Below are 19,185 nucleotides of genomic sequence, written 5' to 3'. Positions count from 1 at the left end.
GCTCTTACTTCTTCCGCTCCCGCTTGTCGCCCTTATCCAGTGCGTCTACAGCCGCGTGACACGCCGTCTGCAGCAAGCGACAGACCTCCTCCGTCGATCGCTGCCGGCTCAGCGCTGCAAAAGTCGGGTAACTCGTCAGCACGAAGATCAGATCGACGGTGTCCCGCATGGCGCGCTTTGCTGCGTGCTTGCCGACGATCCGCGACAGCAGCGCGGTCAGCAGTTCCCGGCGGCGCTCGTTACGCTCGATCAGCGCCTCGCCGAATTGCGGATCGGTCGCGATGGCCTGGTTGAGCCCGCCGATGGCGGGATCGCGCCCCCAGAAGGTACAGAAGATTTCGATGACGCGGTCGAGCGCGGCGCGCGGATCCGCCATTGTCATGACCTCGGCCAGTTCGAACAGTCCGCCCTGGTGCGCGATGTCGTCGAACACGGCCTCCAGCAATCCCCGCCGCGATCCGAACTGGTTGTAGACGGTCAACCGCGTGACTCCGGCTGCCTTGGCGACGACGTCAAGGGAGAAGTTCGCAATGCTCGCGTCCTGGCGCAGGAGTCGCGCGCCGGCGGCGATGATGCGCTCGCGCGTCGCCGCGGCCGCAGAAGCCCGCGCGGAGCTCACATAACTGCGCTTAGGCATGGCCTTGCCATTCTGTTGACGTATTGACTATACACATAGTATATCTAATTCAGAAGCCGGTTCGGAGCTGCCATGCAAACTGCCCTCGTGATCGCCTTGTCACTTCATGTGTTGTCGTCCGTGTTCTGGGCGGGATCAAGCTTTGCGCTGGCCCGCATCGGCGGAGTTGGCGGTGAGCAACTGGTCTTTCCACAACTCGGCGCGGCGACGATTGCCATCCTGACCGGCGGCTATCTCGGGCATCTCGTTCATTCCCACAGCTTCGGCAAGACCGAGCAGGTGCTCGCGGTCGGTGCTGTCTGCGCACTGCTCGCGGCCGGTATTCAGGCTGTCATCGGTCCCCGCGCGCTCGTGGCCCTGCGTCGTGGCACCGGCAAGCCGGAGGACCTCCGTGCACGTATCGCCGCCGCCCAACGTGCGGCGGCGGGCCTGCTGGGCATCGCCGCGCTCTGCATGGGCACCGCGCGCTACATTTGAATGCAGTTCAGGAGGGGTGTTGAGAGCTCTCTGTTTCCAATGTCAGACCCTGGCGCGGCTTCCAGCCGCTTTCGAAGGAAAAGCAATGTCCAAGATGATTCTGATCAACCTGCCTGTGCGCGACCTCGCCGCATCGACAGCATTCTACGTAGCGCTGGGTGGCGCGGTGAATCCTCAATTCTCTGGAGCAATTTCGACCTCGCTCATGTTCACGGACGCGATCGGCGTGATGCTGCTGACCCACGACCAGTATCGTGAATTCACCCAACGCGAGATCGGTGACGCGCGGCGCCACAGCCAGGCCATGTTCGCTCTGAGGCTCGACGAGCGCGATGCCGTCGATGCAACGCTGGCCCGCGGGGTGGCTGCGGGCGGTCGCGCCGATCCCAATCCGGCGCAGGATCTCGGCTTCATGTACAACCGACACATTGAAGACCCGGATGGCTATGTTTGGGAGATGGTGTGGATGAACCCGTCGGCAAACGCTTGATCGCAGCCGATCGAACCGGGCCCCAAGCCTAGCTCGCCTGCTTCCGTGACGCCACGAACACGCCGGCCAGCACCAGCGCGAAGCCGATGAAGTGGAACGGCTGTGGGTGCTCGCCCAGAAACGCCATTGCCATGATCGAGCCGAACACCGGCACGACATGGAAGAAGGGCGCGGCGCGGTTGGCGCCGATCAGGCGGACGCCACGGTTGAAGCAGAGATAGGCGAGCGTCGAGGGGAACACCGCGACATAGAACAGGGTCAGGAGGTTCGGCCCGTCGAGCTTCATCACGGGACGCGCGGACAATTCCCAGATCTCCAGCGGAATGAGACAGGCAGCACCGCAGCCGAAGGTGAAGGCGAGGAACGACAGGCCGTGCATCGGCGGTCGCTTCAAGGTCAGCACCGAATAGAGCGCGAAGATGATCAGCGCGACGACGAAGATGAGATCGCCCTTGTTGAAATCGATGTTCGACAGCGTGGTGAAGTCGCCATGCAGCAGGATGATCAGCACGCCGCACATCGACAGCAGCACGCCGAAAGCCTGCGCCGCGGTGAGCCGCACGCCAAGGATGGCGAGCGACCACAGCGCCACGACCAGCGGCGCGGCGGATTGCAACAGGAGAGTGTTGAGCGCCTGCGTATGCTCCAGCGCCCAATATTGCAGCGTGTTGAAGGCGCCGATGCCGGTGATCGAGAGCGTGACCATCAGGCCGAGCTTGCCGCGGATCGCGGGCCAGTCCTGCGCAAGGTGTTTCCAGGCGAACGGCAGCACCAGCAGGAAGGCGAAGAACCAGCGCAGGAACGACAGCGTCACCGGCGGGATGTGACCGGCGGCCAGCCGCCCGACGATGGCATTGCCGGCCCAGCACAGCGCGGTGATGCTGAGCAGCAGGTAAGGCTGGTTGGCGATCCAGTTCTGGCCGGACGTGGCGGCGCCGGTGGTCTCGTCGGTGGCGGACATTGGATTGTTGTGGCCCCGCGTCATGCGCCAAGCCTCCAGCCCGGCGGCACCCGGGCCGGTTCGGACCCGGCCCGTTCAAAGACACGGAAATCGAGGTTGCATCAACGGGGGGCGGATGCATCGCGACCATGCAGCGGCGGAAGCAGCCTCTCACGCTTTGGTCGAAGCATTGCACCGGTCGCGAAGGTTTCTGGATTTTCAGGGGATATCAAAGGCTTGGAGTACGCTCGCGGCCTCGAAAAAGTCCCGTTCTTGCTTGCCTAGAGAGGCTGCATCCTTTATCCGGTTGGCTGCCTCGCGTTCGAGCGGCCCCGGCCGCGATTGGGCTGGGCGCATCTAACAGATTGCATAGGGATTACCCGCGAATGGCCAATGTTGTCGTCGTCGGCGCCCAGTGGGGCGACGAAGGAAAGGGCAAGATCGTCGACTGGTTGTCGGAGCAGGCGGACATCGTCGTCCGTTTCCAGGGCGGCCATAACGCCGGCCACACGCTGGTGATCAACGGCAAGACCTACAAGCTGGCGCTGCTGCCCTCGGGCGTGCTGCGCGAGCAGAAGCTGTCGGTGATCGGCAACGGCGTGGTGTTCGATCCCGCCGCCTTCCTCGACGAGGTCACCAAGCTGCGTGCACAGGGCGTCGCCATCAGCCCGGAAAACTTGCGGGTCGCCGAGAACGTCACCCTGATCCTGCCGCTGCATCGCGAACTCGACGCGCATCGCGAATCCGCCAATGCGGCGACCGCGATCGGCACCACTCGCCGCGGCATCGGCCCGGCCTACGAGGACAAGGTCGGCCGCCGCGCCATCCGCCTGATGGACCTTGCCGATCTCGATACGCTGCCGCACAAGATCGACCGGCTGCTGGCGCATCACAATGCATTGCGCCGCGGACTGGGCCTGCCGGAGTTCGACGGCAAGGAGATCCTGAAGGAATTGACCGCGCTGGCGCCGCAGCTCTTGCCCTATGCCGAGACGGTGTGGCGGCTGCTCGACATCAAGCGGCGCGAGGGCAAGCGCATGCTGTTCGAGGGCGCGCAAGGCGCGCTGCTCGACGTCGATCACGGCACGTACCCTTACGTCACCTCGTCCAACACGGTGGCGGCGCAGGCCGCGACCGGTTCGGGCCTCGGCCCCGCCGCGGTCGGCTATGTGCTCGGCCTCTGCAAAGCCTATACGACCCGCGTCGGCCAGGGCCCGTTCCCGACCGAGCAGGACAACCCGACCGGCCGCAAGATCGGCGAGCGCGGCCGCGAGTTCGGCACCAATACCGGGCGTCCGCGCCGCTGCGGCTGGTTCGATGCGGTTCTGGTCCGCCAGGCGGTCCGGACCTGCGGCATCAACGGTCTGGCGCTGACCAAGCTCGACATTCTCGACGGCTTCGACACGATCGAGGTCTGCACCGGCTACAAGCTCGACGGCAAGGAGATCGATCATTTCCCGGCGGGCGAGGGCGCCCAGGCCCGGGTCGAGCCGATCTACGAGACCATCGAAGGCTGGAAGGAGCCGACCGCCAATGCGCGGTCCTGGGCCCAGCTGCCGGCCCAGGCGATCAAATATGTCCGCCGGATCGAGGAATTGGTGGGGTGCCCGGTCGCACTGCTTTCCACCAGCCCCGAACGCGAGGATACTATCCTGGTACAAAATCCGTTTGAGGCTTAACGATCTCTTACCGGGACGCGCGTATAATTGAGTAGAAATGGCTGATTACTATCCGCTGATCGCCCGCGCTATTGCCGCCCTGGACCCCAACGCTCCTGGCGAGAGCCGTCGCGCGCTCTACGAGCGGGCGCGCACGGCGCTGATCGCGCAGCTCCGCAGCGTGCAGCCGCCGCTCTCCGAATCCGAGATCACCCGCGAGCGGCTCTCGCTGGAAGAGGCCGTCCGTAAGGTCGAATCAGAGGCCGCCCAGCGTGCCCGCGAGGCCTCGCGCCCCGGTGGCGGCGCGCGCAGCAGCGGCAGCGGCGATGCCTTCCGCCGCGCCAGCACCCGCGCCACCGAGGGCAACGCGCCCGCGCCCCAAACTTCTGCCCCGCCACGCGCCCGTCCGGCTCCGCCGCCGCCGCGCGCCGACCGGCCCTCCTTCAACGTCGATGACCAGGGCGAGGCCCCACGTGCGCCGCGGGCTCCGCGTTTCGACGCGCCGCGGCCGCAGGGTCCGTCGGCACCGCCGTCGATGCCGGAGCCGCCGCCGGCCGGACGTGATCGCGCCGGTGGGCGCCGCCCGCCGGACATGGGACCCCCGCCGCCGCTGCCGCCGGCACCGGGCGTGCGCGGCTTCCGCGACATCACGGCCGACGCCAACGATCTCGGCGGCGCCGCCGCGCAGGCCAACCGCGCCGCGCGCCGCACCTACGCCAACGTGCCTTCGCCCTCGCCGGAATTCGACCGGCTCGAGCCGAGCCTGGAAAATCGCGCTGCCGGGACGGACGCGCCCTACTCCTACGACGAATCGATCGAGGAGGCCGAGCGCTACGCGCCGCAGTCGCAGCCGCCGTCGCAACGTCCGCACATCCCCGTTCTCGACCGTGAACCCAAGAAGAAGCGCGCCCGCACCGGCTCCGTGTTTCCGTTCAAGAGCGCGATCGCCGTCGGCATCGTGCTGATCCTGGTCGGTGCCGGCATCCTCTGGGGCAAGCAGCTGGTTCAGACCGCGACCAACCTGTTGAAGTCTTCGCCGACGCAGGTGGTGGAGGCGCCCAGGGATTCGTCGCAGCCGCAGAGCAGGCCCAAGATTCCGGATCGCGTCGGCCAGCCCTCGGCCAGCGACCAGCCGGTCGCGCCAGTGGCGCAGAAGGTCGTGCTCTATGACGAGGATCCGTCCGATCCGAAGGGCAAGCAATATGTCGGCTCGGTGGTGTGGCGGCTCGAGCCGATCAAGGCGTCGGGCAACCAGAAGGCCGATGTCGCCGTGCGCGCCGACATCGAGATCCCCGACCGCAAGTTCAAGATGACGATGTCGTTCCGCCGCAACACCGACTCCTCGCTGCCGGCGAGCCACACCGCGGAGTTGACCTTCGTCCTGCCGGCGGACTTTTCGGGCGGCGGCGTCGCCAACGTGCCGGGCATCCTGATGAAGTCGAACGAGCAGGCACGCGGCACGCCGCTCGCAGGCCTCGCGGTCAAGGTCACCGACGGCTTCTTCCTGGTCGGCCTCTCCAACGTCGACGCCGACCGCAGCCGCAACGTCCAGCTCCTCAAGGAGCGCTCCTGGTTCGACGTGCCCCTGGTCTACGCCAACCAGCGCCGCGCCATCATCGCCATCGAGAAGGGCGCTCCCGGCGAGCGCGCCTTCAACGACGCCTTTGCGCAGTGGGGCGACTAGATCTCTGCTCCGTGAGACCTCGGCCCGCATGGTTCGAGACGCCCGCCTTGGCGGGCTCCTCACCATGAGGGTTTGATATCTCGCCGCGAAACGAGACCTCATCCTGAGGGCCCGCCCTTGGGCGGGCGTCTCGAAGGACGGCCGGCTACGCTGTCTCTACTGCGCCGTCGCTTCCCGCTTGCGCGATGTCGCGGCGGCGTGCTCGCGGTCCATTACGGCGCGACAGCCCGGGCTGACCTGAGCTTTCTTCTGCACCATGCAGGCCCTGATCCTGGGGATGTCGGGGATCTCACTGGAGCACAGCCGCATGGCATCGCCGGAGCACATCTGCTGCGCTTCGGACGAGAAGGAAAGGCCGGGCGATGTCTGGAATGCGATGGCTGCGGTTGTGACGGCGAAGAGAGTTGCGATGGTCTGGTAGCGTGTCATGCGGAATGCGTCCCCGAGTTCCGTGGGTTGAGCCACTTGGTTTTGGGGCGCCGCACGCGGCTTGACCTGCCGCATGTCACAGCCTTCACGCCGGGACCTCAATCCCGCATGTGGTCGCTCGATCTCTCGTGATGTTCGAATCGAAAAGTGCTGCGCCGCCCGAATCAAGTATGCGCCATTGTCACGCGGCCGCAATGGCAGGCGAAAAGGAATTCGCAATTGTTGCGCGCACGTCACGCACAATGCGACTCGCGTGCGATCAGATCAACCGATCGGAGGATACGCTCGCTTGTTCCGCATCGCTTGCGCCAAGCGCCGCGTGCTCCTCGACAGCCGTAACGCCCTTTGCCGTGAGCTCGAACAGATCGCCGTCCTTCATCACGTAACCGTCGGCGATCAGCTCGCCTATCTTGCCGTGCCGGTCGTCGGCAAAGGCGATGGATTGGCTGATGTCCCTCAGGATCGAGAGCTGTTCGTCGCGCAACATGGCTTCACTCTCCGTTCGCCGGGGATGGTTCCGGTCCTCACATGCCGTGGCTCTGAAACACCTTGCTGCAAGACCGCGACAGCTTGGCCCTGTTGGCTTGCAAGCAGCCTTGCACCGCCATGTCGTTGCCGAGGTCCTTGCGGCAGAAGCGCGAGGCGTCCCGCGAACAGGCCTTCTGCTCCTGCGGTGAACCCATATGGCCTTGTGCGAGGGCGGGCGCGTTCGACAGGCCGCTCACGGCCGTCAGTGCGATCGTCGCCAGGAAGAACAGTTTGCGGGACATCGGCGGCTCCAAATCTGACAGGTGAGTTTCAAGTCCTGTCTGAACTCGTCGCTATGCCGCTTGTTCCCAGCGCAGAGCCCGTCCCCCCGCTATTCAAGGTTCCCGCGGCGCTGCTATAACGGGGCGAAGGATGAGGGTGCCTGATGAAACGCTATCTCGTGTTTGCGCTGGTCGGCCCGTTCGTGGGCGGGTTCCTGCTGCTGCTGACGACGACCTATCAGTCCGGCTATTGGACCCAGACCAGTCTCGCTGAAGTCGGCAAGCTGTTCGCGGTGTTCTTCAAATCCCTGCAATACAGTTATCTGTTCGGCTTCCTGCCCTCGCTGATGATCGGTGCAGTCGACGATATCCTGGTCCACATCCGCCGGATCGGCCCGGTGCTGCGGATGCTGCTGGTCGGCGTGTTCGCCTTCATCCTGGCCTCGCTGACCTACAGCTCGCGCGGTCCGGACTCGGGCGCGGTGCAGTTCATCCTGTACGGCCTCGTCGGGTTCGTGCCGGCGGTGATTTCATCCTGGCTCGTGCATAGATATGTCGCGGAGCCGCAGCCGGCGGCAGCACAGACTTGAGGGCGCGACCTTCGATCACGCCGCAGCAACCTCCGCCGCGCTGGCGCGTTCCCTACAGGCCATGACCATGTCCGATGACGATATTCTTGCTCCGCGTCGCTCCCGTTCGGGAAGCCGCCCGGGTCCGGCCTCTTCGGGCACCGAGGGGCGTGGGCCGATCATCGATCAGGATGGTCACGAGATCCGGCCCGAAACGCTCGAGCAGGGCTTTCGCGAGTTTCGCTTCGAGTTCGGGAAGGACAGTCCCTTCGCCGGCAACCCGTTCGGCAATCTGACGCGCGAGCAGCGGATCGCGCGGATCGAGGCGATCGCAAAGCTGCTCGACGTCGCCTTCGTACTGCCCGGAACCAATATCCGCTATGGCATCGACGGCTTGATCGGACTGATCCCCGTCGTCGGCGACATCATCACCACCGCGATCTCGCTCTGGCTGGTGCGAGAGGCGAGGGCGCTCGGGGCGCCCTGGTACATCACCGCGCGCATGCTCGGCAATGTCGCCCTCGACGGCGTCGTCGGCATCGTGCCGTTCGCGGGCGACGCCTTTGACGTCATGTTCCGTGCCAACATGCGCAACGTGCGTCTGCTCCGCCGCTGGCTCGACAAGCAGCCGCGCATCTGACGCGCCCCAAAACGCAAAAAGCGCGACAGCCTTTCGGCCGTCGCGCTCTCAGCGCACATCGGAGCGAAAACTTACGCCGCGTCGGCAGCGTCGGTGCTGGCTTCCACCGGCTTGCGGTGACGGGGCAGCGGGAAGGCTTCGCTCTCATAAAGCGAGCGGATACCGTTCTGATCGAAGCGCGCTTCCTCGACCTGGAGATAGGCGCCGTTCAGCGAATCCGTCGGCAACTGCTCCATCGCGAACTGCACGGCTTCGGCCGCGGTGCCGAACCGGCGATAGGTGAAGCCTGCACGCTTCTTCTTGCGGATCGCAGCGGGGAAGAGTTCGGCGGAAGTGTTGAAGTTGAACGGACGCAGTGGACGCATGGTCAAAGACCTCGTGATCTCTCTGGGGCTTTAAGCGCGTGGGGTTGGGACGGGCAGAGGCCACGATTGAGTGGGCGCCGCACATGTCATTTTCGTCCTCTAATATAGCCCGTTTTGACAAAATTGCGACCCCCGCGATGCGAGATGATGAATCCGCGCATGGCAGCTCCGCAGGGCCGAAAATGACAACAATGTCAGTGGCTTGAATGGTTTACAGCTTGCCAAGGAGCAGCAGCACGAGCAGCACCACCAGGACAAGGCCGCCGATCCCCATGCCGGAATGACCCATTCCGTAGCCGTAGCCACCGACGCGGCCCGACAGGCCGCCGACGAGATAAATGATCACCAGGATGATCAGGATGGTCCCAAGCGTCATGGCATCCTCCCTGGCGGCCGCGGCAACGCCAGCCGGCCGCACCACGAGGTAAGAAAAGCACATCGCGCCGCCGGGTTCCATGACGGAACCCGGCGGCGCGCAAGGTTTATTTAGGTTCGAGCTTCAGCGCCGCGGAATTGATGCAGTAACGCAAGCCCGTCGGCCCCGGGCCGTCGGGGAAGACATGGCCGAGATGGCCGCTGCACTTGGCGCACAGCACCTCGGTGCGGACCATGCCGTGGCTGACGTCCCGCTCCTCGTCGATATGGCCCTCGACGGCGGGCTGGGTGAAGCTGGGCCAGCCGCAGCCGGAATCGAACTTCGCGTCGGACTCGAACAGCACATTGCCGCAGCCGGCGCAGGTATAGGTGCCGGCGCGGTGGTCCTGCTCATATTCGCCGGAGAAGGGACGCTCGGTCGCCTTCTCGCGCAGCACTGCGTATTGCATCGGCGACAACTCGCTGCGCCATTGCTGTTCGCTCTTGATGACCTTGTCGTCCGTGGTTTTCGTCTTGGTGTCGGGCATGGGTCTCCCGTTTTTTCGATGATCTTGTTCAGTGATCTTGCGATCAGTTGGTTGCCTTGCTGGCGCTCACCAGCGTCGGTTTCTCGATATAGTTATCCGCGAACAGCTTTTTCAGGTTCTCGACCTTCGGAAGGTCGTTGTAGGCGATGTAGGGCTGGTTCGGGTGCAGCGTCAGATAATCCTGGTGATAGGCCTCCGCCGGATAGAACGCCTCCAGCGCGCCGACCTTGGTCGCGATCGGCTTATTGAAGACCTTGGCGCCGTTGAGCTGGGTGATATAGGCCTCGGCCACCTTCTTCTGCTCGTCGGAGGTGGTGAAGATCGCCGAGCGATATTGCGTGCCGGAGTCGGGGCCCTGCCGGTTGAGCTGGGTCGGGTCGTGCGCCACCGAGAAGTAGATCTGCAGGATCTTGCCGTAGGAGATCTTCTTCGGGTCGTATTTGATCTCGACCGATTCCGCGTGGCCGGTCCGGCCGCTCGAGACGGTCTGGTAGTCGGCCGTCGCCTTGGTGCCGCCGGCATAGCCGGAGACCGCGTTGACGACGCCTGCGGTGTGCTGGAACACGCCCTGCACGCCCCAGAAGCAGCCGCCGGCGATCACGGCGGTCTGGATCCCGCTTGCGGGCGCCGCGTCAACGGCGGGAGCGGGGATCACGACCGCATCCTCTGCGGCCCGGGTCGGCGCGGCAAAGGCCAGCGTCAGGGCGGTGGTTGCGGCGAGCAGGGACAGGATGGCAGGTCGGCGCATGGCGATCCTCTTTCGGAAGGTCTGACAGTCTAGGGCGGTTGGGGCCGGGCGAACAGCCTGCCCGGCATTTTCGGACATTCGAGATACGGGCCGGCCGGGCGATTGTTACGGCCGGACGGACACGAGTCTGTGAAACGCGCCGCCTGGAGCGGCCCGGCTTGGCGAGGATAGGAACTCCGCGCTAGATGAACCGGCGCGATCGGTGATCGACCTAAAGAATGATGGCTGGAGCTGACCTGACAACATGCTGCGCGTCGTATCCCTGACCCTCGTCGCCGTGCTCGCCATCCTGGCCGGCTGGAGCTCGATCGCGGCGGCCGATCCGAAACCCGGCGACGACCTTGCCATTTGCCGCGACCGCCAGGCGGATGCGCAGGCGAGGGCGCAAGCCTGCGACAATTTGCTCAACGCCGACCGCCTCATCGGCAAGGACAAGGCCGTCGCGCTTTCCGTGCGCGGCAATACGCTGATCAACAAGCGCGACTACGTCCATGCCATCGAGACCTTGTCCATGGCCGTCGACCTCGATCCCGACAACGTCGTCACGCTCAATTTGCGCGGCCTCGCCTATGAGCGGACGGGCCAGGACGACCATGCGATGACGGACTACAACCTCGCGCTCCAGAAGCGCCCGACCTACGGTGTCCCCTACAACAACCGCGGCATCATCCAGTTGCGCCGGGGGGCGCTGCAAAGCGCGCTCGACGATTTCAACCTGTCGATCAAATACGCGCCAAAATTCCTGCTCGGCTACACCAACCGCGCCCGCGTGCGCACGCTGATGCAGGATTTTGACGGCGCGATCGCCGATTTCGCGGAGGCAGAGAAGATCGAACCGGGCGCGCAGCAGATCACCGCCAACCGCTGCATCACCTACGGCATGATGGGCAAGTACGACCAGGCCTTCGCCGACTGCAACGGCCTGATCGAGAAGCAACCGAAGAACGTGTACGCGATCAACAATCGCGCCGACGTCAACATGCTGAAGGGCGATCTCGACGCTGCGCTGAAGGACTACAACATTGCGATCCAGATCAACCCGAACAATGTCCGGGCACATTCGGGTCGCGGCCAGATCTACGAGCGCAAGAAGGACCTCGCCCAGGCTCGTGTCGACTATCGTGCGGCGGCCTATTCGCTGACGAAGTTCGACGAGCTCGACGTCGCGCGTGCCCGCGCGATCGCGCAGGAGCGATTGGCCGCACTGACCCCGCAGGCGCCAGCCGGATCTACGGGGCGCCGTGTGGCGCTGGTGATCGGGAACGGCGCCTACAAGAACGTCCACACCTTGCCCAATCCGCCACGCGACTCGAAAATGATCGCAGCCGCGCTACGCGATGTCGGCTTTCAGACCGTGATATCCGTCAGCGACCTCACCCGCGACAAGTTCTTCGAAGCGTTGCAGACGTTTGCGGCCGAGGCAGAGAAGGCCGATTGGGCGGTGGTCTATTACGCCGGCCACGGGTTCGAGATCGGCGGCGTCAATTATCTCGTTCCCGTCGATGCCAAGCTCGCCGCCGACAAGGACGCCGAGACCCAGGCGGTTGCGCTGGAGCAGGTGATCGCGGCGGTGGGCGCTGCGCGAAAAGTGCGTCTGGTCATGCTGGATGCCTGCCGCGACAATCCGTTCGCGCCGACCATGCAGCGCACGCTGTCGCTCAAGCTGGTGGACAAGGGCTTTTCCAACATCGAGCCCGGCGCCGGCTTCATGGTGGTCTACGCCGCCAAGCACGGCGAGACCGCGATGGACGGCGACGGCGGCGCCGACAGTCCGTTCGCCACCGCGCTCGCTCGCGAAATCAAGATGCCGCGCGTCGAGATCCGAAAACTGTTCGACATCGTCCGCGACGACGTCTGGCTTGTGACCAAGCACGTGCAGCAGCCGTTTTCCTACGGCTCGCCGCCGGGCCGCGAGGATTTTTATTTCGTCGCGGGGAAGTGAAGGCTGCTTATGGGGCGCATCTTCGTCCCCTCACATTAGGTGTCGTCCCGGCAGAGGCCGGGATCCATAGCCACAGGGCGTGGTTTGGCGAAGACTGACAGTGATCGAACCTTCCTCGGTACCAAGACCGCCGAATACGGATAGATGACGCGGTATGGGTCCCGGCCTTCGCCGGGACGACGGCTAAACCACAATGCTCAGCCGCTTCGCCGCCCGCGTGATGCCCGTGTACAGCCACCGCGCGCGGCTCTCCTGAAACGCAAAGCTCTCGTCGAACAGCACGACGTCGTCCCATTGCGAGCCCTGCGACTTGTGCACGGTCAGCACGTAGCCGTAGTCGAACTCGTCATAGGGCTTGCGCTGCTCCCAGGCGATCGCCTCGACGCCGCCCTCGAAGCAATCGGCACGCACCGAGACCTTCGTCACCTTGTGGCCGAGATCCTCGTCCGGCGACAGCCTCATGCTGAGAATGCGGGATTTCGAGCGCGAGGTGTTGCGCGACTTCACGCGCCACAGCCCGCCGTTGAACAGGCCCTTCTTGCGATTGTTGCGCAGGCAGACGAGCTTGTCGCCGGCGACGGGGAAGACGTCCTCGATGTTCTGGCGCTGACGCACCCGCATATTGTACGCGCGCCGCGTGTTGTTGCGTCCGACCAGGACCTGGTCGGCGGCCATGACGCGATCAGGATCGAGCTCCTTGCGCGACACCACCTCGCTCTCGCCGTAGCGCCCGATGTTGAGCTCGCGTCCCTCGCGGACGTCCATCGACATCCGCACGATCGGATCGTCCTGGGCCTGGCGGTGCACCTCGGTCAGCATCGCGTCCGGCTCGGTATTGGTGAAGAAGCCGCCGCCCTGGATCGGCGGCAACTGCGCGGGATCGCCCAGCACCAGCAGCGGGCAGTCGAACGACATCAGGTCGCGGCCCAATTCGACATCGACCATCGAGCATTCGTCGATCACGATCAGCTTGGCTTTGGACGCCGGGGCGTCGTCCCACAGCTCGAAGCTCGGCTGCTCCTCGCCGGATTCGCGGGTGCGGTAGATCAGCGAATGGATGGTGGAGGCTTCGTCGCAGCCCTTGTTGCGCATGACCAGCGCCGCCTTGCCGGTGAAGGCGGCGAACTTCACCTCGCCGTCGACGCCGTCGGCGATGTGCCGCGCCAGCGTGGTCTTGCCGGTGCCGGCATAGCCGAACAGGCGGAACACCGGCGGCGTACCGTTGCGGCCGGGCTTGGCCTTGAGCCAATCGCCAACGGCCTTGAGCGCGGCATCCTGATGCGGGGTGAATGTGGCCATGTCTGTCTTGAGGAGGGGGCGAAACGGAGCGATTCGCCAGCCCCAAAACTAACCATTCGCACCGCCGGTTCAAGCCGGGCGGGGCGCCCTACTGCCAGCCGGGAACGCCGCGCATGTCGGGCAGATGGTGAGCGATGCCCTTGTGGCAGTCGATGCAGGTCTTTTCCTTGGTGAAGAGGAAGCGCTGGTGCGCGACCGAGGCCCGCGGCGACTGCTTGGTGATGTCCATGGAATCGGCGCTGTGGCAGTTGCGGCATTCCAGCGAATCGTTGGACTTGAAGCGCGCCCATTCATGCGCCGCCAGCTCGAGCCGGTGATCCTGGAATTTCTCGCGGGTGTCGATCGTGCCGAAGATCTTGCCCCAGACCTCCTTGGAGGCCTGCATCTTGCGGGCGATCTTGTCGGTCCAGTTGTGCGGCACGTGGCAGTCCGGACAGGTCGCGCGCACGCCGGAGCGATTGGCGAAGTGGATGGTCGACTTCAGCTCGGCATAGACGTTGTCCTTCATCTCGTGGCAGCCGGTGCAAAATTTTTCGGTGTTGGTCAATTCCAGCGCGGTGTTGAAGCCGCCCCAGAAGATCACGCCGGCCATGAAGCCCGCCAGCACCAGCACGCCGAGCCCGAACACCGAGCTCGGCCGGATCAGCACCTGCCAGAGCTCGCGCGCAAAGTCCAAGCTTCGCGCGACGAAGCCGTGTTTGGCCTTCATTCCCTCGTCGGGCTCATCAGCGGTCGTCGTCATCGGCGGCCACCGGGGCTTGCGCGCGACAGCAGCGTGTCGATGTCGGTGAAGTCGTTGCTGACCGGCGGATTGGCGGTGTTCTGCGGCACGTGGCATTCCGTGCAGAAGAAGCGGCGCGGCGAGATCGAAGCCAGGAACTGGCCGTCGCGATCCATGAAGTGGGTGATCGAGACCATCGGCGCCTGCGATTCCGCGATGCGCGCCCGCGCATGGCAGGACAGGCACTTGTTGCCGTTGAGATCGACCTGATAGCCGTCGATCGCATGCGGGATCACCGGCGGCTGCTCCGGATAGTTGCGCACTTCCCTTTCGGAGGTGTTGCGGTTCGGCAGCATCGGCGGCGCCGGACCTTCGTCGTTGAGCGGCGTCGGGCCGCGCAGGCCTGACGTCACCGTCTGCGCGGTCAGCGAGCTCGCGCCGGCCGCGATCGCGACCGCGAGCAGCGCTACTCCAAATCGTTTCATCATGACACGTTCACCCGCTCGATGCGCACGGCGCACTTCTTGTAATCGGTTTGCAGCGAGATCGGATCGGTGGCGTCCAGCGTCACCTTGTTGATCAGCTTGGATTCGTCGAACCACGGCACGAATACGAGGCCACGCGGCGGCCGATCGCGGCCGCGGGTCTCGACGCGGACACGGATGAAGCCGCGGCGGGAGACCACCTTCACCTCGTCGCCGCGGCGGATCTTCGCCTCCTGCGCGTCGTCAGGATGCATGAAGCACACGGCCTCGGGGAAGGCCTTGTAGAGCTCGGGGACCCGGCGCGTCATGGTGCCGGAATGCCAGTGCTCCAGCACGCGGCCGGTGGAGAGCCAGTAGGGATATTCGTTGTCGGGCGATTCCGCCGGCGGCTCGTAAGGAAGGGCGAAGATGCGCGCCTTGCCGTCGGGATAGCCGTAGAACTGCACGTCGGTGCCCTGCTTGACGTAGGGGTCGCTGCCTTCGCGGAAACGCCATTTCGTTTCCTGGCCGTTGACGACGGGCCAGCGCAGGCCGCGCTCGCGGTGATAGGCGTCGAACGGCGCGAGGTCGTGGCCGTGGCCGCGGCCGAACGCGGCATATTCCTCGAACAGGCCCTTCTGCACGTAGAAGCCGAACGCCTTGGACTCCTCGTTGGCGTAGCCTTCCTCGATCTCCGACGTCGGGAATTTATCGACCTGGCCATTCTTGTAGAGCACGTCGAACAGCGTCTTGCCGCGCACGTCCGGCTTCTTGGCGATCAGCTCCTCCGGCCAGACCTCTTCGATCTTGAAGCGCTTGGAGAATTCCATGAGCTGCCAGAGGTCGGACTTCGACTCGCCGGGCGCGGGGACGAGCTGATGCCAGAACTGCGTGCGCCGCTCGGCGTTGCCGTAAGCGCCTTCCTTCTCCACCCACATCGCGGTCGGCAGGATCAAATCGGCGGCGAGCGCCGTCACCGACGGATAGGCGTCCGAGACTACGATGAAATTGTCGGGGTTGCGGAAGCCCGGATAGGTCTCCTCGTTGGCGTTGGGACCAGCCTGGAGGTTGTTGTTGACCTGCACCCAATAGGCGTTGATCAGGCCGTCCTTCAGCATCCGGCTTTGCAGCACGGCGTGCGCGCCGGGCTTGTCGGGAATGGTGCCCTCGGGCAGCAGCCAGATGTGCTCGGCCTTGGTGCGGTGCTCCTTGTTGGTGACGACCATGTCGGCCGGCAGGCGGTGCGAGAAGGTGCCGACCTCGCGCGCGGTGCCGCAGGCCGAGGGCTGGCCGGTCAGCGAGAACGGGCTGTTGCCGGGCGAGGAAATCTTTCCGGTCAACAGATGGATGTTGTAGACGAGGTTGTTGCACCAGACGCCGCGAGTGTGCTGGTTGAAGCCCATGGTCCAGAACGAGACCACCTTGGTCTTGGGGTCGGCATAGAGCTCGGCCAGCGCCTCCAGCCGGTTGAGCGGCACGCCCGACATCTCGGCCGCCTTCTCCAGCGTGTACTCCGAGACGAACTTGACGTACTCGTCATAGCTCATCTCGGTGGAATCATTGGCCTTCGCCGCGCCCGTCGCCTTCTTCTGCAGCGGATGCTCGGGCCGCAAGCCATAACCAATGTCGGTCTGGCCGCGCCTGAAGATGGTATGCGCGGCAACGAAGTCCTTGTTGACTCGGCCCGTCTTGATGATGTGGTTGGCGATGGCGTTGAGGATGTAGAGGTCGGTCTGCGGCTTGAACACCATGCCGATGTCGGCGAGGTCGAACGAGCGGTGCTCGAAGGTCGAGAGCACGGCGACGCGAACATGCGGCGCGGAGAGCCGGCGGTCGGCAAGGCGCGTCCACAGGATCGGATGCATCTCCGCCATGTTGGAGCCCCACAGCACGAAAGCATCGGTGGCCTCGATGTCGTCATAGCAGCCGGCCGGCTCGTCGATGCCGAAGGTGCGCATCATGCCGGCCACGGCGGAGGCCATGCAGTGGCGCGCATTGGGATCGATGTTGTTGGTGCGGAAGCCGGCCTTGAACAGCTTCACGGCCGCATAGCCCTCCCAGACCGTCCACTGGCCGGAGCCGAACATGGCGACGCCGTTGGGCCCGCGCTTCTTGATCGCCTCCTTCCACTTCACCTCCATGATGTCGAAGGCTTCGGTCCAGGAGATGGGCGTGAATTCGCCGTTCTTGTCGTATTTGCCGGCCGTCTTGCGCAGCATCGGCTGGGTCAGGCGGTCGTGGCCGTACATGATCTTGGAGAGGAAGTAGCCCTTGACGCAGTTGAGGCCGCGGTTGACCTCGGCCTTGATGTCGCCGTGGGTGGCGACGACGCGATTGTTCTTGGTCGCAACCATCACGGAGCAGCCGGTACCGCAGAAGCGGCAGGCGGCCTTGTCCCATTTCAGTTCGGCGACGTCGCGCTCGGCGACGAGATTCGCGGCGAGCGCCGGTGCCGGCATGCCCGCAGCGGCGGCCGCGATGGCGGCGGCCTCGAGCTTCAGCATCTGGCGGCGGTCGAGCTTTGGCGATGTCATGACGACTCTCCCGGCCCTAAGCCGTTTCGATGGCGTGAAAGACCAGCGCCGCGGAATAGACGTCGGGCAGCGACTGGATGGTGTTGAGCAGGGTGCCGAGGCTGCCGGAATCAGGCGCCTCGGTCACGACGATGAGCTTGCCGCGCGGGTCGCGGCCGTGAATCTCGCAGCCGGCAAGGGCGGTGATCGCGGCCTCGAGTGCGGCGAGCCGCTCGGGGCGCGCCTGCACGATGATGCTGGCGATTTCGCAACCGGGCGGCGAGATGACGCGCTCGGCGCTGAGTACCCGGCCGGTGATCAGTGCGCGGCGGTTGAGTTTGGATTCGGCCATGATGCCTGTCTTTCGCTTTTCGGGGGATCAATGCGGGGAGGGCGGCGGGCCGGGAGGGCCGGCGAACATCTGGTAGATCCAGACGCCGAGCCCGTAGGAGCCGACCGTTCCGACCGCGAGGACGGGCATCACGATCGCGGTCAGGAACAGGAAAGCGAAAATCTCCATGCGCTTACGGCGCACGCGCGAAGTCGCGTCGTCAGGGGCCGACATATTCGGTCTCGTCTGAAATGTGGGGATTGGGACGGCATCCGGGCCGTTGCCTTGCCGCACTTTAGATGCATCAGGGCTGCTGACGCCTTGATCTGTATCAATCCGTCCAGTCGCGATGCTGACTGCCGCCAGACCCACAAGCACAAGTTTGGGTTGTACCCGTGCGAAGGCGATGCGACAATTTGGCATCGAACGGGGATACGAGCTGTGACTGCGACAGGGCTGTCGGCGATCGATCTCGGACTTCGCGGCGCAGCGAGCGGCGTGTTCCTGTTGATCGTTCTCGTGGCCTTGCTGCGTCGTGCGATCGGCCAACAGGCTTTGCTGGGCATCGCGATGTGCGCAGGCGGCATGTTCTATGCGATCGCGACGGCGCCCAACCTCCCCAAAACGGCTTGGTGGTGGGTATTACCGATCCTGTCCGCGCAGCCTGCGGTCTTCTGGCTGTGGGCGCGCGCGGCGTTCGACGACGATTTCGTGCTGAGGCGTTGGCACGGCGCCCTGTGGCTGAGCATCGTGGCTTTCGGGTTTGCGATCACGCTGGGCTGGGCGAACTGGCCCGCTTTAGCCGGCGCAGGCGGGCGAGTCCTGGCTTTGGCCACCCTGGTGTTGGCCCTCGCTGCCGCGGTTCAGACGGTCAAGACCTGGCGCGCCGATCTGGTCGCGCGGCGACGCCGACTGCGGCTGGCGATGCTTGCGATCAATGTCGTGCTCATCGCGACCGTCGGCGTCGCCGGCTTCGCCGCAATTCCCGTCGCGGTTCCCGGTGCGCCCGGCAGTCTCCCGACCGCGCTCGGGCTGTTCGTGGTGGCCATGCTTGCCGGCCTCGGCCTGTTCAGCGCGCCGGCGATGGCCGTCGATGACGCCACGGCCGCGATCGCATCCGGCGAGGCGGGGAGGCAAGCCCCGGCCGCCGACCGCGCCGCCGCGGGGCGGGTCGTCGTCGACCCGATCCTGCTGCGGCGCCTCGACCATCTGATGACGGTGGAGCGAAGCTACCGCCAGGAAGGCCTCGCGATCGGAGCGCTTGCGGCGCGGCTCGATGTTCCCGAGCATCGGCTGCGCCAGGCGATCAACGAAGGGCTGGGCCATCGCAACTTCAATGCGTTCCTCAACCGCTACCGTATCGAGGACGCCAGGCTGGCGCTGTCCGACGTGACGCAGCGGGATGTCCCGGTGCTGACCATCGCCATGGATGCGGGCTTCCAGTCGATCGGACCTTTCAATCGCGCGTTCAAGGCCGAAACCGGCATGACCCCGACCGAATTCCGGCGCGAGGCGCTGAGCCGGCCCGAGAGCGCTGAACTCAGCCAACCGCGCCGCGAAATCGGCTAGCCGATTTTTGGATCAGGCGAGAACACCCTGCGCCGATTGGTTAGACGGTCCAAGCATA

23 protein-coding genes are annotated in these 19,185 nt (G+C 65.0%); 8 read left to right on the top strand and 15 right to left on the bottom strand.

Annotation, left to right across the window (positions count from 1 at the left end; genetic code table 11):
• Positions 1 to 4: 4 nt before the first annotated feature.
• The gene (locus IVB45_RS30280; RefSeq protein ID WP_247358304.1) at positions 5 to 637 is read right to left on the bottom strand and encodes a TetR/AcrR family transcriptional regulator; all 633 of its coding nucleotides are present in this window, start codon (positions 635 to 637) and stop codon (positions 5 to 7) included.
• Between the two features lie 72 nt (positions 638 to 709).
• Here IVB45_RS30280 and IVB45_RS30275 point away from each other — a divergent pair, with 72 nt between their 5' ends.
• Both IVB45_RS30275 and IVB45_RS30270 read left to right on the top strand, forming a co-directional pair.
• Complete coding sequence (locus IVB45_RS30275) at positions 710 to 1,114, top strand: hypothetical protein (protein ID WP_247358305.1); 405 nt, start codon at positions 710 to 712, stop codon at positions 1,112 to 1,114.
• 85 nt (positions 1,115 to 1,199) lie between these two features.
• Positions 1,200 to 1,604 (top strand): VOC family protein, encoded by a 405-nt coding sequence (locus tag IVB45_RS30270; RefSeq protein ID WP_247358306.1) that lies wholly within the window; start codon positions 1,200 to 1,202, stop codon positions 1,602 to 1,604.
• 28 nt (positions 1,605 to 1,632) lie between these two features.
• Here IVB45_RS30270 and IVB45_RS30265 read toward each other — a convergent pair whose 3' ends face one another.
• The gene (locus IVB45_RS30265) at positions 1,633 to 2,565 is read right to left on the bottom strand and encodes a DMT family transporter (protein WP_247359165.1); all 933 of its coding nucleotides are present in this window, start codon (positions 2,563 to 2,565) and stop codon (positions 1,633 to 1,635) included.
• 365 nt (positions 2,566 to 2,930) lie between these two features.
• On the opposite strand from IVB45_RS30265, the gene IVB45_RS30260 reads away from it, so the two are divergent.
• Both IVB45_RS30260 and IVB45_RS30255 read left to right on the top strand, forming a co-directional pair.
• A complete protein-coding gene (locus IVB45_RS30260) occupies positions 2,931 to 4,223 on the top strand; it encodes an adenylosuccinate synthase (protein WP_247358307.1) in 1,293 nt (430 codons plus the stop codon).
• Positions 4,224 to 4,260: 37 nt separating this feature from the next.
• Complete coding sequence (locus IVB45_RS30255) at positions 4,261 to 5,886, top strand: hypothetical protein (RefSeq protein WP_247358308.1); 1,626 nt, start codon at positions 4,261 to 4,263, stop codon at positions 5,884 to 5,886.
• A gap of 156 nt (positions 5,887 to 6,042) precedes the next feature.
• Here IVB45_RS30255 and IVB45_RS30250 read toward each other — a convergent pair whose 3' ends face one another.
• From IVB45_RS30250 to IVB45_RS30240, 3 genes are all read right to left on the bottom strand, one after another.
• The gene (locus IVB45_RS30250; protein ID WP_027519942.1) at positions 6,043 to 6,315 is read right to left on the bottom strand and encodes a hypothetical protein; all 273 of its coding nucleotides are present in this window, start codon (positions 6,313 to 6,315) and stop codon (positions 6,043 to 6,045) included.
• A 259-nt stretch (positions 6,316 to 6,574) separates the two neighbouring features.
• Positions 6,575 to 6,802 (bottom strand): hypothetical protein, encoded by a 228-nt coding sequence (locus IVB45_RS30245; protein ID WP_007614124.1) that lies wholly within the window; start codon positions 6,800 to 6,802, stop codon positions 6,575 to 6,577.
• 37 nt (positions 6,803 to 6,839) lie between these two features.
• Entirely contained in the window at positions 6,840 to 7,085 is a 246-nt protein-coding gene (locus tag IVB45_RS30240; RefSeq protein ID WP_247358309.1) for a hypothetical protein, read from the bottom strand.
• Positions 7,086 to 7,228: 143 nt separating this feature from the next.
• Between IVB45_RS30240 and IVB45_RS30235 the strand changes: the two genes are divergently transcribed.
• Both IVB45_RS30235 and IVB45_RS30230 read left to right on the top strand, forming a co-directional pair.
• Positions 7,229 to 7,654, top strand: coding sequence for a DUF5413 family protein (locus IVB45_RS30235; RefSeq protein ID WP_027519939.1), 426 nt, complete (start codon positions 7,229 to 7,231; stop codon positions 7,652 to 7,654).
• 61 nt (positions 7,655 to 7,715) lie between these two features.
• On the top strand, positions 7,716 to 8,273 hold the full coding sequence (locus tag IVB45_RS30230; RefSeq protein WP_247287665.1) for a DUF4112 domain-containing protein: 558 nt from the start codon (positions 7,716 to 7,718) through the stop codon (positions 8,271 to 8,273).
• Between the two features lie 71 nt (positions 8,274 to 8,344).
• Here the strand turns inward: IVB45_RS30230 and IVB45_RS30225 are convergent, their stop codons facing one another.
• The 4 genes from IVB45_RS30225 to msrA form a co-directional block, all read right to left on the bottom strand.
• Positions 8,345 to 8,638 carry a hypothetical protein gene (locus tag IVB45_RS30225; protein ID WP_007596188.1) on the bottom strand — a complete coding sequence of 98 codons (294 nt, stop codon included), beginning with the start codon at positions 8,636 to 8,638 and terminating at the stop codon, positions 8,345 to 8,347.
• Positions 8,639 to 8,849: 211 nt separating this feature from the next.
• Positions 8,850 to 9,014 (bottom strand): DUF3309 family protein, encoded by a 165-nt coding sequence (locus IVB45_RS30220; RefSeq protein WP_081747975.1) that lies wholly within the window; start codon positions 9,012 to 9,014, stop codon positions 8,850 to 8,852.
• Between the two features lie 106 nt (positions 9,015 to 9,120).
• Entirely contained in the window at positions 9,121 to 9,540 is a 420-nt protein-coding gene (gene msrB / locus IVB45_RS30215) for a peptide-methionine (R)-S-oxide reductase MsrB (RefSeq protein ID WP_247287666.1), read from the bottom strand.
• A 43-nt stretch (positions 9,541 to 9,583) separates the two neighbouring features.
• The gene (gene msrA, locus IVB45_RS30210; protein WP_247287667.1) at positions 9,584 to 10,288 is read right to left on the bottom strand and encodes a peptide-methionine (S)-S-oxide reductase MsrA; all 705 of its coding nucleotides are present in this window, start codon (positions 10,286 to 10,288) and stop codon (positions 9,584 to 9,586) included.
• A 244-nt stretch (positions 10,289 to 10,532) separates the two neighbouring features.
• Here msrA and IVB45_RS30205 point away from each other — a divergent pair, with 244 nt between their 5' ends.
• Entirely contained in the window at positions 10,533 to 12,230 is a 1,698-nt protein-coding gene (locus tag IVB45_RS30205; protein WP_247358310.1) for a caspase family protein, read from the top strand.
• 183 nt (positions 12,231 to 12,413) lie between these two features.
• Here the strand turns inward: IVB45_RS30205 and IVB45_RS30200 are convergent, their stop codons facing one another.
• From IVB45_RS30200 to napE, 6 genes are all read right to left on the bottom strand, one after another.
• Positions 12,414 to 13,529 carry an ATP-dependent RecD-like DNA helicase gene (locus IVB45_RS30200; protein ID WP_247358311.1) on the bottom strand — a complete coding sequence of 372 codons (1,116 nt, stop codon included), beginning with the start codon at positions 13,527 to 13,529 and terminating at the stop codon, positions 12,414 to 12,416.
• An 88-nt stretch (positions 13,530 to 13,617) separates the two neighbouring features.
• Positions 13,618 to 14,271 (bottom strand): NapC/NirT family cytochrome c, encoded by a 654-nt coding sequence (locus IVB45_RS30195; RefSeq protein ID WP_247358312.1) that lies wholly within the window; start codon positions 14,269 to 14,271, stop codon positions 13,618 to 13,620.
• Positions 14,268 to 14,738 carry a nitrate reductase cytochrome c-type subunit gene (locus IVB45_RS30190; RefSeq protein WP_247287669.1) on the bottom strand — a complete coding sequence of 157 codons (471 nt, stop codon included), beginning with the start codon at positions 14,736 to 14,738 and terminating at the stop codon, positions 14,268 to 14,270. Before IVB45_RS30190 ends, IVB45_RS30195 begins: the two co-directional genes overlap by 4 nt.
• Positions 14,735 to 17,248 (bottom strand): nitrate reductase catalytic subunit NapA, encoded by a 2,514-nt coding sequence (napA, locus tag IVB45_RS30185; protein WP_027570414.1) that lies wholly within the window; start codon positions 17,246 to 17,248, stop codon positions 14,735 to 14,737. The genes IVB45_RS30190 and napA overlap by 4 nt, the downstream gene beginning before the upstream one ends.
• Positions 17,249 to 17,264: 16 nt before the next feature.
• Positions 17,265 to 17,579, bottom strand: coding sequence for a chaperone NapD (locus IVB45_RS30180; RefSeq protein ID WP_247358313.1), 315 nt, complete (start codon positions 17,577 to 17,579; stop codon positions 17,265 to 17,267).
• Positions 17,580 to 17,606: 27 nt separating this feature from the next.
• On the bottom strand, positions 17,607 to 17,792 hold the full coding sequence (gene napE, locus IVB45_RS30175; protein ID WP_007596178.1) for a periplasmic nitrate reductase, NapE protein: 186 nt from the start codon (positions 17,790 to 17,792) through the stop codon (positions 17,607 to 17,609).
• Between the two features lie 207 nt (positions 17,793 to 17,999).
• Between napE and IVB45_RS30170 the strand changes: the two genes are divergently transcribed.
• Positions 18,000 to 19,127: a helix-turn-helix domain-containing protein gene (locus tag IVB45_RS30170; RefSeq protein WP_247358314.1), complete on the top strand. Its 1,128-nt coding sequence runs from the start codon at positions 18,000 to 18,002 to the stop codon at positions 19,125 to 19,127.
• Positions 19,128 to 19,185: the final 58 nt, after the last annotated feature.

This window comes from Bradyrhizobium sp. 4, assembly GCF_023100905.1.
Taxonomy (GTDB): Bacteria; Pseudomonadota; Alphaproteobacteria; order Rhizobiales; family Xanthobacteraceae; genus Bradyrhizobium.
Note: the sequence above shows the minus strand (reverse complement) of the source record. Positions and strands in the feature narration are given on the sequence as shown.

Coding starts and splice junctions, on each gene's coding strand:
- IVB45_RS30240 (WP_247358309.1), bottom strand. CDS start 7,085: ATGTCCCGCAAACTGTTCTTCCTGGCGACGATCGCACTGACGGCCGTG.
- IVB45_RS30280 (WP_247358304.1), bottom strand. CDS start 637: ATGCCTAAGCGCAGTTATGTGAGCTCCGCGCGGGCTTCTGCGGCCGCG.
- IVB45_RS30260 (WP_247358307.1), top strand. CDS start 2,931: ATGGCCAATGTTGTCGTCGTCGGCGCCCAGTGGGGCGACGAAGGAAAG.
- IVB45_RS30255 (WP_247358308.1), top strand. CDS start 4,261: ATGGCTGATTACTATCCGCTGATCGCCCGCGCTATTGCCGCCCTGGAC.
- msrB (WP_247287666.1), bottom strand. CDS start 9,540: ATGCCCGACACCAAGACGAAAACCACGGACGACAAGGTCATCAAGAGC.
- IVB45_RS30225 (WP_007596188.1), bottom strand. CDS start 8,638: ATGCGTCCACTGCGTCCGTTCAACTTCAACACTTCCGCCGAACTCTTC.
- IVB45_RS30195 (WP_247358312.1), bottom strand. CDS start 14,271: ATGACGACGACCGCTGATGAGCCCGACGAGGGAATGAAGGCCAAACAC.
- IVB45_RS30180 (WP_247358313.1), bottom strand. CDS start 17,579: ATGGCCGAATCCAAACTCAACCGCCGCGCACTGATCACCGGCCGGGTA.
- napA (WP_027570414.1), bottom strand. CDS start 17,248: ATGACATCGCCAAAGCTCGACCGCCGCCAGATGCTGAAGCTCGAGGCC.
- IVB45_RS30235 (WP_027519939.1), top strand. CDS start 7,229: ATGAAACGCTATCTCGTGTTTGCGCTGGTCGGCCCGTTCGTGGGCGGG.
- IVB45_RS30200 (WP_247358311.1), bottom strand. CDS start 13,529: ATGGCCACATTCACCCCGCATCAGGATGCCGCGCTCAAGGCCGTTGGC.
- msrA (WP_247287667.1), bottom strand. CDS start 10,288: ATGCGCCGACCTGCCATCCTGTCCCTGCTCGCCGCAACCACCGCCCTG.
- IVB45_RS30265 (WP_247359165.1), bottom strand. CDS start 2,565: ATGTCCGCCACCGACGAGACCACCGGCGCCGCCACGTCCGGCCAGAAC.
- IVB45_RS30220 (WP_081747975.1), bottom strand. CDS start 9,014: ATGACGCTTGGGACCATCCTGATCATCCTGGTGATCATTTATCTCGTC.
- IVB45_RS30205 (WP_247358310.1), top strand. CDS start 10,533: ATGCTGCGCGTCGTATCCCTGACCCTCGTCGCCGTGCTCGCCATCCTG.
- IVB45_RS30250 (WP_027519942.1), bottom strand. CDS start 6,315: ATGACACGCTACCAGACCATCGCAACTCTCTTCGCCGTCACAACCGCA.
- IVB45_RS30275 (WP_247358305.1), top strand. CDS start 710: ATGCAAACTGCCCTCGTGATCGCCTTGTCACTTCATGTGTTGTCGTCC.
- IVB45_RS30230 (WP_247287665.1), top strand. CDS start 7,716: ATGACCATGTCCGATGACGATATTCTTGCTCCGCGTCGCTCCCGTTCG.
- IVB45_RS30270 (WP_247358306.1), top strand. CDS start 1,200: ATGTCCAAGATGATTCTGATCAACCTGCCTGTGCGCGACCTCGCCGCA.
- IVB45_RS30245 (WP_007614124.1), bottom strand. CDS start 6,802: ATGTTGCGCGACGAACAGCTCTCGATCCTGAGGGACATCAGCCAATCC.
- IVB45_RS30190 (WP_247287669.1), bottom strand. CDS start 14,738: ATGATGAAACGATTTGGAGTAGCGCTGCTCGCGGTCGCGATCGCGGCC.
- napE (WP_007596178.1), bottom strand. CDS start 17,792: ATGTCGGCCCCTGACGACGCGACTTCGCGCGTGCGCCGTAAGCGCATG.